8 protein-coding genes are annotated in these 12803 nt (G+C 50.7%); 5 read left to right on the top strand and 3 right to left on the bottom strand.

The window, feature by feature from the left end:
• Positions 1-134: 134 nt before the first annotated feature.
• The 3 genes from citR (at position 135) to OGY08_RS23435 (ending at position 3028) form a co-directional block, all read left to right on the top strand.
• Positions 135-1037, top strand: a complete 903-nt coding sequence (citR, locus tag OGY08_RS23445; protein ID WP_125362491.1) for a DNA-binding transcriptional repressor CitR — start codon at positions 135-137, stop codon at positions 1035-1037.
• A 165-nt stretch (positions 1038-1202) separates the two neighbouring features.
• Positions 1203-2426: a phosphoadenosine phosphosulfate reductase gene (locus OGY08_RS23440; RefSeq protein ID WP_048235901.1), complete on the top strand. Its 1224-nt coding sequence runs from the start codon at positions 1203-1205 to the stop codon at positions 2424-2426.
• Positions 2411-3028, top strand: a complete 618-nt coding sequence (locus OGY08_RS23435; RefSeq protein ID WP_032942666.1) for an IbrB-like domain-containing protein — start codon at positions 2411-2413, stop codon at positions 3026-3028. Before OGY08_RS23440 ends, OGY08_RS23435 begins: the two co-directional genes overlap by 16 nt.
• On the opposite strand, the gene OGY08_RS23430 is transcribed toward OGY08_RS23435, so the two are convergent.
• Positions 3029-4189 (bottom strand): pyridoxal phosphate-dependent aminotransferase, encoded by a 1161-nt coding sequence (locus OGY08_RS23430; RefSeq protein WP_125362490.1) that lies wholly within the window; start codon positions 4187-4189, stop codon positions 3029-3031.
• A gap of 132 nt (positions 4190-4321) precedes the next feature.
• Between OGY08_RS23430 and OGY08_RS23425 the strand changes: the two genes are divergently transcribed.
• Positions 4322-5410, top strand: coding sequence for an oxidoreductase (locus OGY08_RS23425; RefSeq protein WP_125362489.1), 1089 nt, complete (start codon positions 4322-4324; stop codon positions 5408-5410).
• 110 nt (positions 5411-5520) lie between these two features.
• On the opposite strand, the gene OGY08_RS23420 is transcribed toward OGY08_RS23425, so the two are convergent.
• Together OGY08_RS23420 and cstA are read right to left on the bottom strand one after the other, a co-directional pair.
• Positions 5521-5718, bottom strand: coding sequence for a YbdD/YjiX family protein (locus OGY08_RS23420; RefSeq protein WP_008784064.1), 198 nt, complete (start codon positions 5716-5718; stop codon positions 5521-5523).
• A gap of 63 nt (positions 5719-5781) precedes the next feature.
• Positions 5782-7887: a pyruvate/proton symporter CstA gene (cstA, locus tag OGY08_RS23415; protein WP_008784063.1), complete on the bottom strand. Its 2106-nt coding sequence runs from the start codon at positions 7885-7887 to the stop codon at positions 5782-5784.
• Between the two features lie 500 nt (positions 7888-8387).
• On the opposite strand from cstA, the gene OGY08_RS23410 reads away from it, so the two are divergent.
• Positions 8388-12797, top strand: a complete 4410-nt coding sequence (locus OGY08_RS23410; protein ID WP_125362488.1) for an autotransporter outer membrane beta-barrel domain-containing protein — start codon at positions 8388-8390, stop codon at positions 12795-12797.
• Positions 12798-12803 lie beyond the last annotated feature (6 nt).

Raw genomic sequence — 12803 nt, 5'->3', positions numbered from 1 at the left:
CATCAAGCAATCTGTGTTATTTTAGTTTAAGTTAATTATTCATTAAGCCATAAACATAAACTCTAAGAATGATTAGAATTTAAATTATTCAACAATTGAATTATCCTATACATTACCATCACAGGAAGGTATGCATGGCTAACCTCTATGACCTCAAAAAATTCGATCTTAACCTGTTGGTAATTTTTGAATGTATTTATCAACATTTGAGCATCAGTAAAGCTGCGGCAACACTGTATATCACCCCTTCAGCCGTCAGCCAGTCATTACAGCGACTGCGTACACAGTTTAACGACCCCTTGTTTATTCGCTCAGGCAAAGGCATTACGCCTACGGTCACAGGGGTAAACCTTCATCTTCACCTTGAAAAAAATCTCAATAATCTGGAACAAACCATCAATATCATGCACGGTTCCAGCCTGAAAAATAAATTCGTCATCTACAGCCCACAAATTACAACCAACCTGAATGTGACATCTTTAATTAATAGCCTCAGAGAAAATTCAGATATTGAAATTGAGCATCATGATATATTAATGTCAGCAGAAACGGCCGAAAACATCCTTGCCTATCGTAAAGCCGATCTGGTGATTACAACAACGCCAGTTCACAATCGTTCTATTGTATGTACTCATTTCAAGACTATTGACTGTGTTTTAGTGTGCAGTGGCAACCATCCTAGAATAAATGAAACGAGCACACTCGAACAAATCCAACAAGAGCAATTTACATATTTTTCCTCTGAAGATCAGGGTATTAAAGATTATCGTTCCCGTGCAAGCGAATCGATGGCATTCCATAAAGTAGGTTTTAGTAGCGATTCCTTACTCTCGATTGCTAACGTTATCGCCAGTACGGATATTATTGGTTTTCTCCCCAAACAAATTTATGAACTTTATCAACCAGCATTGAAATTTAAAGAAATTAAAACCGATTTTGAATTACCAAAAATAAAATTATTCATAATGTATAACCGCGCATCATTGAATCATAAAGCCTTCGCAGAATACATAAACAAACTATCCTTCGATAGTTAATGGTAACATGATTAAAAGCACATCATAATTCACATGAAACATACAATGACAATGTGGCATGCAAATAATGAATATATTTAAATATTGCATGCCGCAAGAAAAAGCTTATCCTATTACGGACATTTATTATGGCTGCAAATAATAAAAATTCGATATGGATTTGATATGTCTGTTTATAAAATACCGTTGGATAAAAATGTTCTGCAAGCAGCACAGGAACGCATTACCTGGACGCTTGAAACTCTACCGCGTGTCTGCGTTTCTTTCTCTGGAGGTAAAGATTCGGGGTTAATGTTGCATCTGACCGCCGCCATTGCCCGCCAGTTACAGAAAAAAATAAACGTCTTATTTATCGACTGGGAGGCTCAGTTTTCCTGCACTATCGACTATGTCCAGGCGCTACGCGAGAATTATTCCGATGTCATCGAAGAATTTTATTGGGTTGCATTGCCGCTGACGACGCAAAATTCACTGTCACAATTTCAGCCTGAATGGCAATGCTGGGAGCCGGGTACTCAATGGGTTCGCCAACCGCCTGCAGATGCCATTACCGATCCCGAGTTTTTCTCTTTCTACCAACCCGGTATGACTTTCGAGCAATTTGTTCGTGAGTTCGCTGAATGGTTTTCGCAGAAACGACCGGCCGCCATGATGGTCGGGATACGCGCCGATGAGTCATATAATCGTTTCGTCGCCATTGCGAACTCGAAAAAACAGCGTTTTGCCGATGACAAACCCTGGACCACCAGCGCCCCCGGCGGGCATACTTGGTATATTTATCCGATTTATGACTGGAAAACTGCTGACATCTGGACGTGGTTTGCGAAGTCAACGCTCCCGTGTAATCCCCTGTACAACCTGATGTATCAGGCGGGAGTTCCCACGCGATACATGCGTATCTGCGAACCCTTTGGGCCTGAACAACGCCAGGGACTGTGGCTTTACCATGTTATTGAGCCTGAACGCTGGGCAATGATGTGCTCCCGCGTCAGCGGGGTAAAAAGTGGCGGGATATATGCTGGTCAGGACAACCATTTTTACGGTCACCGCAAAATATTAAAACCCGAACATTTAAGCTGGCAGGAATACGCCATGCTGTTATTGAAGAGTATGCCGGAAACGACCGCCGAACATTACCGCAATAAAATCGCCGTCTATTTACAGTGGTATAAGAAAAAAGGCATGGAGATTATCCCACAAACCCAGGAAAGAGATATTGGTTCAGTGGATATTCCGTCGTGGCGGCGTATCTGTAAGGTCCTGCTGAATAACGACTATTGGTGCCGGGCTCTCTCATTTAGTCCAACGAAACCCAAAAACTATCAACGCTACAATGAGCGCATGAAAACAAAACGCCAGGAATGGGGACTCTTATGCAACAGCGATTAACTCAGGAACTCCTCGGCTTTCTTTCTGGTTTATCAGAACCAGAGAGAATTGAAGCCATAAATGAATTCAGAAAGGCAATACACAGCGTCAGTCCCTTTCGCGAGGAGCCCGTAGATTGCGTTCTTTGGGTTAAAAATGATCATATTTCACCCAATGACTACAACCCCAATAACGTTGCGCCACCGGAGAAAAAGCTGCTGCTGAAGTCCCTCGAGGCTGACGGGTTTACACAGCCCATTGTGGTGGTTCACTCAACGGCTGAAGAGTACGAAATTGTCGACGGTTTCCACCGCCACGAGTTAGGTAAAGCCAAAGCCTCACTGAGGCCCAGGCTGAAAGGATATCTGCCGGTTGCCTGTTTAGAACGCGAACGCCATGAGCGTATGGCGGCAACCATTCGCCACAACCGCGCTCGCGGGCGTCATCAAATCCACGCCATGTCCGAGATTGTCCGCGAGCTATCGCAACTGGGATGGAGTGAAGAAAGAATTGGCAAGGATCTTGGTATGGACAGCGACGAGGTGTTACGCCTGAAGCAAATCAACGGCCTGCAAGCGTTGTTTGCTGACCGTCGATTCTCCAAAGCCTGGACTGTGAAATAGCTACAACGAAACCAGACGCTCGGCTGCCGCTAACAGCGTCGATTCTTGCTTGGCAAAACAGAGGCGAATCAGTTTATGCGGGAAAGGATCGGCGCAGAACACCGACAGCGGAATTGCCGCAACGCCCACTTCAGTGGTCAGCCACTGGCAAAACTCCACGTCGTTAAGCGAGGAAACGGCGCTGTAATCGACCAGTAAAAAGTACGTACCTTCACACGGCAGAATTTCCAGTCGGCTGTCACGCAGCGCGTTCACTAACACGTCGCGTTTTTTCTGATAAAACGCGGGCAGTTCGCGATAGTGTGCCGGATCTTCTCGTAGCATATCCGCCAGTGCGAGCTGAGCCGGCGTGTTGACGGAAAACGTCAGATACTGGTGCACTTTTCGTAGCTCAGCGCTAATGGCGGCTGGCGCAACGCAGTATCCGACCTTCCAGCCGGTCATATGGTAGGTCTTACCAAACGATGAAACGGCAACAGCGCGTTCCCGCAGCTCTGAATGTGCCAGCACGCTGGCATGCCCCTGTTTGGCGAAACAGATATGCTCATAAACTTCGTCGCTGATGACAAAGATCTCGCTTTCTTTAATCGCCTGCCACAGCGCATCAAAATCGGCGTGATGCCACACGGTGGCAGAAGGATTATGTGGTGTGTTCAGGATAACCAATCGGGTACGGTCGCTGAGTAAGGCACTAAACGCCTGCCAGTCAACGCGAAAAGACGGTGGTTGCAGGGCGATACGTTTAACCACAGCGCCGGATAATTCAACCGCAGGCGCATAGCTGTCGTAGCTCGGGTCAAAACAAATCACCTCATCACCAGGGCGCACCAGCGCAGTGATCGCGGCATATAATGCTTCTGTGGCCCCTGCCGTGATGGTCACTTCACTATTCGCGTCAGGTTTATAGCCGTACAGGTCTGCCGTTTTATCCGCGATAGCTTCGCGCAGCGGCTGCACGCCCGTCATCGGCGCATACTGGTTTGCGCCATGCGCGACGTGATACGCCTGACGCTCTTGCAAAAAGAGTGGACCGTCAAAATCAGGAAACCCCTGCGAGAGGTTAATGGCCTGATGCTGCTGAGCCAGCGCACTCATTTGCGTGAAGATAGTGGTGCCCAGATTAGGCAGTTTGCTTTGCGGAATCAGCGGGTTATTACTCATTATTGTTATCCCAGCGTGTGATGTTGTGGTTGAAGCCACTATAGCACGATGCTAGTATTTGGCAATCAAGACGTTCAGACGTCTATATAAAAATAACCTGCCTGGACAGGACAGCCAAAAGGACAACACAACATGAGTAATACCGAAATTCGCGTCGTCACCGGCCCAGCCAACTATTTTTCCCATCCTGGCAGCCTGTCGAGACTGAACGATTTTTTCACTGCCGACCAACTTTCACGCGCCGTGTGGGTTTATGGTGAACGCGCCATCAAAGCGGCCCGCCCTTACCTGCCAGAGGCTTTTCATCTTGCCGAGGCTAAACGCCTGCTGTTTACGGGACATTGCAGCGAAACCGATGTTGCTCAACTGGCAAAAGAGTCGGGAGAGGATCGCAGTGTGGTGATTGGCGTGGGTGGCGGTAAATTGCTCGACACCGCTAAAGCGTTGGCCCGTCGTCTGGATCTGCCGTTTGTCGGTATTCCTACTATCGCGGCGACCTGCGCTGCCTGGACGCCGCTCTCCGTCTGGTATAACGATGCGGGCCAGGCACTACATTTCGAAATTTTCCCTGACGCGAACTTCCTCGTGCTGGTCGAACCCGAGATCGTTCTCAATGCGCCAGAAGAATACCTACTGGCGGGGATCGGCGACACGCTGGCAAAGTGGTATGAAGCCGTCGTGCTCGCACCTCAGCCGGAAACACTGCCATTGACAGTACGTCTGGGTATTCAAGCCGCGCAGACCATCCGCGACGTCCTGCTGGAAAGCAGCGAGCAGGCGCTGGCAGACAAACAACAAGGCACGCTAAGCCGCACGTTTTGCGATGTGGTGGATGCGATTATTGCCGGAGGCGGCATGGTTGGTGGTCTGGGCGAGCGCTACACCCGCGTGGCGGCGGCGCATTCTGTTCACAATGGCCTGACCGTCCTCCCACAAACCGAGAAGTTTTTACACGGCACCAAAGTGGCGTACGGCATCCTGGTGCAGAGCGCGCTGCTGGGACAAGATGACGTGCTGGCGCAGTTAATTACCGCTTATCAGCGATTCAACCTGCCAACCCGATTAGCTCAACTGGAAGTGGACATCAATAACCGCGCCGAAATCGACAAAGTGATTGCGCACACTCTGCGCCCGGTGGAGTCCATTCACGCCCTGCCGGTAACGTTAAAGCCGGAGACACTGCGCGCAGCATTCGAAAAGGTAGAGTCGTTTACGGTGTGATTATGGTGCGGGTTGCCTGATGACGGCTTCGCCTTATCAGGCCTACGACGACAAATTACGCCAATACGATGTTGTAGGCCGGATAAGCGTCAGCGCCATCCGGCAAAAAATCAACAGCACTTCGCGCCACCTTTCCCGCCATATCGCGCATCCTGGCGCTCGCGGAAAAATTCTTCGTAGGTCATTGGTGTTTGGTCCGGATGAGTGACGCGCATATGTTCAACATAGTTGTCATAATCCGGCATACCTATCATTAATCGGGCGGTTTGACCTAAATACTTCCCGGCTTTGGCGAGTGTTTCAAACATAGCGTTTCCCTGTCGTACAAACGCCCTCCCCGTTCAGGAGAGGGCTGGTTGGTTAAGAGAATATTAGTGCGCGCCTTTCGCCTGCGCCACGATCTCTTCAACATTCTCAGGCATTGGCTCGTACGGTGTCTCTTTCGAAGTTGGTTTGTCTTCTTTCAATGCTGCCAGCGCAGTTTTGATGGAGAACAGACCCAGCACCACAACGACGACCATGAAGAAGATGGTGAGACCCGCATCCAGGCGGTTATTAAACACCAGTTGCGTCAGCTGCGACTGGGTATACTGCGCCGGAATGTTACCGCTGTCGATCATCGCCTGGAACTTGTTGGCGATAGCCAGAAAGCCGATTTTCGCATCCGGGCTAAACGCTTTCTGCCAGCCAGCGGTCAGGGTACAAATCAGCAGCCAGGCCGTTGGGACCAGCGCCACCCACGCGTAGCGCTGGCGTTTCATCTTGAACAGCACCACAGCACAGAGCATCAACGCCATACCGGCCAGCATCTGGTTAGCGATACCAAACAGCGGCCACAGGGTATTGATACCACCCAGAGGATCCACCACGCCCTGGTGTAAGAAGTAACCCCAGGCCAGCACGCACAGCGCTGTAGCCAGCAGGTTTGCAGGCAGCGAATCGGTACGTTTCAGGCTCGGTGATACCACGCCCAGCAAGTCCTGCAGCATAAAGCGCGCGGCGCGTGTACCGGCATCTACCGCCGTCAGAATAAACAATGCTTCAAACAGAATGGCGAAGTGATACCAGAACGCCACATCCATCATGCCGCCCAGCGCGCCGTGCAGAATGTACGCCATCCCGACGGCCAGCGTCGGCGCACCACCTGCGCGGGAGATGATGGATTGCTCACCCACTTCATTGGCGATTTGATGCAGGGTGTCTGGCGTAATGGCAAAGCCCCAACTGCTGACTACCTGTGCCGCAGAAGCCACTACGTCAACCGTGCCCGCAGGAGCCAGCACCGCCATCGGGCTGTTCATTGCAAAGTACACGCCCGGATCGATGATGCACGCGGAAACCAGCGCCATAATGGCGACAAAGGATTCCATCAGCATTCCGCCGTAGCCGATAAAGCAGGCCTGCCCTTCATTCGCCAGCATCTTCGGCGTGGTTCCGGAGGAGATCAGCGCATGGAAGCCAGAAACCGCACCACAGGCAATGGTAATAAACAGGAACGGGAACAAGTTACCGGTCCAGACCGGGCCAGTACCGTCAACAAACTTGGTCAGCGCAGGCATGGTCAGCGTTGGACGCATGATCAAAATCCCTACCGCCAGACCAACAATGGTGCCGATTTTCAGGAAGGTAGAGAGGTAATCACGCGGGGCCAGCAGCAGCCACACAGGCAGGACGGCGGCAACAAAACCGTAGCCCACCAGCATCCACGTCAGCTGTACGCCGGTAAAGTCAAAGTACGGTGCCCAGGTCGGGCTTTCAGCCACCCAGCCGCCGGAAATAATGGCAAACACCAGGAACACCAGACCGATGACCGACACTTCGCCAATGCGGCCCGGGCGCAGATAGCGCAGATAAATCCCCATGAAGATCGCCAGCGGGATGGTGAACGCCACGGTGTAGGTTCCCCACGGACTGTGGGTCAGCGCTTTCACGACGATCATCGCCAGCACCGCGAGAATAATCACCATGATCATAAAACAGGCCACCAGCGCAATAACGCCCGCCGTTGGGCCCATCTCTTCTTTCACCAGTTCGCCAAGGGAACGACCATCGCGACGGGTAGAAACAAACAGCACCATGAAGTCCTGCACCGCACCCGCCAGTACCACCCCGGCGAGCAGCCAGATCATCCCCGGCAGATAGCCCATTTGCGCCGCCAGCACTGGTCCAACTAACGGACCCGCTCCGGCAATTGCCGCAAAATGGTGACCAAACAGCACTTTTTTATCGGTGGGAACATAATCCAGACCGTCGTTATGGCGCACGGCTGGCGTCATACGCGTCGGGTCAAGCGCCAGTACATTTTTCGCGATGTACAGGCCGTAGAAACGGTAAGCGATAAGGTAGACACAGACCGACGCCACGACTATCCACAACGCGTTGATCTGTTCACCACGATTTAATGCGATATAGCCGAGGGCAAATGCTCCCATAACGGAGAGCACTGTCCAGACGAGGTACTTCCCTGATTTGTTCATAGTTGTTATCCGTTGTCCGATCCAGAGAGATGTTACATTTTGTTTCTATAACATCTTTTCTGAATTTAACAACCTGACAACCATGCAAAGCAGATATATCACTGATTTTTTACATTGTATTGTTAACTTGATCACTATCAACGCAGAGACAACTGAAAAAATTGCGCAGTATGTGCCAACACCTCTATGTTTTATCCAATTCTCCTCTCAGCATGATGCTGAGCGTGCCACTTAATGTTTTTTACTATTAATAAGGATATTAATTAACAATATTAACCTGACTTTCTCAGCTTAACGGTTATTGCTCTTAGAGATTCAGACCATCCTGATTTTGTATGCAGTAAGTGCTTTATTTCACCTTAATCACCAATTTCAAAACAAAGAATATACCTGCAGCACCAGTTTTAATGACAAAATACCCCACATAAAAAAAATAAAATTAATTCAGCAGAATTTTTCAGCGCCAGGTTGTTCAGGACGGCCGTATAAGGATATAAATTATGAATAAATGCTATCGCATCGTCTGGAATATCGCGAGAAATATGTTTGTGGTGACGTCAGAACTCTCGCAGGGCGATCAACGGGTTCGCGCAACCGTCGCAGGCCTGGTGTTATCGGCAGTTGGATTAATGGCAAATTGCGTTCATGCCAGCGACTACGGCCCACTTAGCGGTGAAACCATCAACTTAAATGATGGCGATACCGTGACATCTGTCGATGGAACCACGGGTATCGAAAGTCTGTCCTCAGGGGGGCAAGGCGTACAGATTAATGGTAAAACCACCATTAACGTTACCGGTGATAGTGGTTCTATTGGGGTAAAACTTGATAACAGCGCCAATAATAATTTAGGTACCGGTACACAGATTAACGTTACAGACACAGGAACGGCGAAAGCAGCATCAACCACAGGTCTTTATATTAACAACACCAGTCCAGGCACAAATATAGACGCCGAGAATATATCAATTAACACCATCAGTAAAAAAGATGCTTACGGAATTAACGTTCATACAGAAAACACCACGCTGAACTTCGGCAACAAGAGTAAAATTATCACCGAATCCCAAAATGGTAATGCGACGGGTGTCTATTTCTATGACGACAATAATACGTTAACCATGAACGCTGGATTAATCCAGGTTAACACCGATGCAACCGGTAAGGCTGTAGGTATCGACACATACTGGGCAAATGGTACCACGCTCAATTTTGGGGATGACAGCCGCATAGAATTAACCAGCGGCACAGCCGGCGGCAGCGCGCTCTATCTTGGAAAAAACACCCAGGTTAACGCGAACGGGCTGAACATTGATTTCACCGTATCAGAGACAGGAACAGGCACCACGATTTATGGTATCCAGGAGGGGCAATACAGCCAAATTAATCTGGGCAAGAACAGCGCAATTACGCTCTCAACGCCTGGAGGTACGGCATATGGACTTGTTTCTGGTTCACAAAGTTATTTTACGGCAGATAACCTTGATATCACCCTTTCCACAACCTCTAACGAGCGCGCAAACGGTACAGGCGCGGACATCAGCGGCTACGTGGATTTTGGCAATGATCCCACCATCACCGTGCACGGTTTCTCCGAAGGATACGGGATGATTGTTGAGGATTATTCGGCAACCAGTAAAGATGATGCCATCGGAACAGTAAAGGCCAACCACCTCACCATTGACGTCACCGGCCAGAAGACGGAAGGGCTTCGAATAGAAGGCGGCGTGGTTGATTTAGGGTCAGACAGCGCCATTAGCGCAAACGGGACTGCATCAACAATTTACCTGACCGGCCGAGGATACAGTGAATTCAATGCCAGAAATCTGACCGTCACGACCGCGCAGTCCACCGCTCTTACACTAATGAGCAGCATGCATGCCGCCGTCGCCAACATTGGTGAAGGCAGCAGCATTGATGGAAGAAATTCCACAGGCCACACGACCAACGGTATTGTGGCCAACACCCCTTACAGCGCACCGACAACCATAAATTTCAACGGTTCCGCAGAGCAGCGAAACACTATCTACGCGGTTAACGGCTATGGCGCATCAGCCCAATACAGTGGCGCGACGATCAATATATCCAATACGGATATCATCATGAGCGGTAAAAATCCTTACAGTCTTTGGGCCATCGGCGATGGGGATTTTACCCATGCAGGCATCATCAATGGTGAGAATCTGACCATTGATATGACCGGCGCTAACGGCAGTGGTTACGGCGTGGTGGTGCAAGAAGGCGGTATCGTGAATCTGACGGGCGATACCACCATCATCGCCGACGGCGGCGTTGCCATCTGGAACCCGAAAGTTTCCTCGGGCGGGAATGTTCTACCTGGCGGGACGGTAAGTGGCTCAGGAAAAATGACCATAACCGGCGACATCGTTAACAGCGGCTGGGGATATATCAACCTCAATATGGACGCGGGTTCTTATTTCGCCGGAGCAACCTCGGTTAATGAAAGCTTCAACGCTCAGGGGATTGATTCAATCCTCAATCTTAACCTTGCCGAGCAGAGCCAGTGGCGGGTTACCGATGATTCCACGCTCACGACGCTGACCAACGCAGGAACCCTTGAGCTGGCGGCAGACCACACAGCCGGAACTTACAGCACTGTGCATGCTGACGAGGTCACGCTGAAAGAAAGCAGTATTCTCAGCGTCGATTTAAGCGCCGCGGCGCTGGCCAGTCAGTCCGCTAACCCGCTAATTACCGGCGGACAGGTTAATCCTGGCGGCGATCTACACATCAGCAATTCGGGTAATGCGCTGGATCTCAACGCGCTGACCTCAGACAATCAACTGGCAGACATCGACACGGTTACGCTAATTGATGCCAACTCCGCAATCGTGAGCGAATTCGCTTCGATCTCAACCGATCCGGATACCCTGCCCGACTATATCGCGATTTCTGGTCAGGTTAATGCCCTTGATAATACCCAATATGAATTGGGCGTGGGGCTCAGTTGGTACGCCGGAGACTCCGCCGCGGTCTCTACGCCTGCACACGGTACGTTCACCCTGAACGCGGGCCAGACATTTACCGTCAATGGGTTGCTTGCAGATACCTCACCCAACGCCACCACGGGATGGGACGGTAAAAGTCTGACCAAAAAAGGAGACGGCACGCTCACCCTTACCGCAAAGAATACCTGGAGCGGAATCACAGACATTCAGCAGGGAACGCTGTGGTTGACTAGTTCTGGCGCTATTGGCTCTGAAGGGAGCAAGCAGAGCATCGATGTTGAAGCTGGAGCCACTCTTGGCGGTAACGGGGTAATCAACGGTGCTGTGAACAACGTCGGCCTGCTAAGCTTTGGTGATCGTACAACGCCAGATAGCCAGTTTATCGTTAATGGTAACGTAACCAATCAAGGTGTAATCCGCAGCAGTAGCACGACTCCCGGGAATGCGTTAATCATCAACGGCGACTACACGGGCAACGGCGCTCAGCTCTCACTTAACGCCAGTTTAGGCGATGATAATTCACCAACCGACCAGCTCATTGTCTCGGGTAATGTTAACGGCAGCACCACGCTCTACATCAATAATGTGGATGGCGTGGGTGCATATACCGATCAAGGTATCGAGATTGTCGACGTCGGAGGGATATCATCGGATGACGCATTTTCTCTTGGCAATCAGATTCAAATCGGCCTGTATGAGTATCGTCTGTATGAAGATAACGAAAGCTGGTATTTGCGTTCCAAAGCAGAAACACCCGACGACCCGGATGATGACGTCACTCCGATCGATCCTGACGACAGCGACGTGACACCAGTTGATCCTGATGACGGCGGCAGCGACGTGACGCCTGTCGACCCTGACGATGGCGGCAGCGACGTGACGCCAGTTGATCCTGATGACGGCGATAGCGACGTCACACCGGTTGATCCTGATGACGGCGGCAGCGACGTCACACCGGTTGATCCTGATGACGGCGGCAGCAACGTTACTCCGTCAAATCCACAATATCGCGCCGACATCGGCGCCTATTTGGGCAACCAATGGCTGGCGCGTAACCTGCAGATGCAAACGCTATTCGATCGTGAAGGTAGCCAGTACCGCTCGGCCGAAGGAAGCGTCTGGGCGCGAATTAAAGGCGGAAAAACGGACACATCAGCTGTCAACGGCAATATCGACATGGACAGCGATTACACCCAGTTTCAGCTTGGCAGCGATATTGCTATCTGGCGCGATGAACAACAAAGCATCACGTTTGGCCTGATGGCCAGTTACCTTGACGGCAGTACCGACAGCACCGGAAATCGTGGCGCGGATGGCAGTCAGTTTACAGCCACAGGCGATATCGACGGTTACAATCTTGGCGCGTATGCCACCTGGTTCTCTGATGCCCGGCAACATCGCGGCTGGTATGTTGATACGTGGTATCAGTATGGCTTCTACAATAATAGCGTCGAGAATGGCAATGCCGGTTCAACGCATTACGACTCCCTGGCTCACGCGATTTCGCTGGAAAGCGGTTATCGCTACGACATGAATATGAGCAGCGCTAACACAGTAAGCCTGACGCCACAGGCGCAGGTTATCTGGCAACGCTACGAGGCAGATAGCGTTGAGACAAATGGTACACGCATAGACGGGCAAAATGGCGATAGCTGGACCACACGTCTTGGTCTGCGAATTGATAGCCAGCTTTCATTCGTCGATGCAACCGTCCGGCCATTCTCAGAGATTAACTGGCTACACTCCACCGACGATCTGGCCGTATCATTTGATAACGCAACGGTAAAACAGGATCTTCCTGCCGATCGCAGCGAGCTAAAAGTGGGAATTCAGGCGAATCTCAATAGCCAGTGGAACGTCAGCGTCCAGGCGGCGGGTCAGAAAGGTAATAACGACTACCGCGATCTCAACGGGAGTTTTAATCTGCGCTATAGCTGGTAACTGGTG

The sequence above is a fragment of the Citrobacter sp. Cpo069 genome (assembly GCF_030332785.1).
Taxonomy (GTDB): Bacteria; Pseudomonadota; Gammaproteobacteria; order Enterobacterales; family Enterobacteriaceae; genus Citrobacter; species Citrobacter portucalensis.
The sequence above is the reverse complement of the archived record's forward strand: the minus strand, read 5'-3'. Positions and strand labels throughout refer to the sequence as shown.

Coding starts and splice junctions, on each gene's coding strand:
- citR (WP_125362491.1), top strand. CDS start 135: ATGGCTAACCTCTATGACCTCAAAAAATTCGATCTTAACCTGTTGGTA.
- OGY08_RS23410 (WP_125362488.1), top strand. CDS start 8,388: ATGAATAAATGCTATCGCATCGTCTGGAATATCGCGAGAAATATGTTT.
- OGY08_RS23430 (WP_125362490.1), bottom strand. CDS start 4,189: ATGAGTAATAACCCGCTGATTCCGCAAAGCAAACTGCCTAATCTGGGC.
- OGY08_RS23425 (WP_125362489.1), top strand. CDS start 4,322: ATGAGTAATACCGAAATTCGCGTCGTCACCGGCCCAGCCAACTATTTT.
- OGY08_RS23420 (WP_008784064.1), bottom strand. CDS start 5,718: ATGTTTGAAACACTCGCCAAAGCCGGGAAGTATTTAGGTCAAACCGCC.
- OGY08_RS23440 (WP_048235901.1), top strand. CDS start 1,203: ATGTCTGTTTATAAAATACCGTTGGATAAAAATGTTCTGCAAGCAGCA.
- OGY08_RS23435 (WP_032942666.1), top strand. CDS start 2,411: ATGCAACAGCGATTAACTCAGGAACTCCTCGGCTTTCTTTCTGGTTTA.
- cstA (WP_008784063.1), bottom strand. CDS start 7,887: ATGAACAAATCAGGGAAGTACCTCGTCTGGACAGTGCTCTCCGTTATG.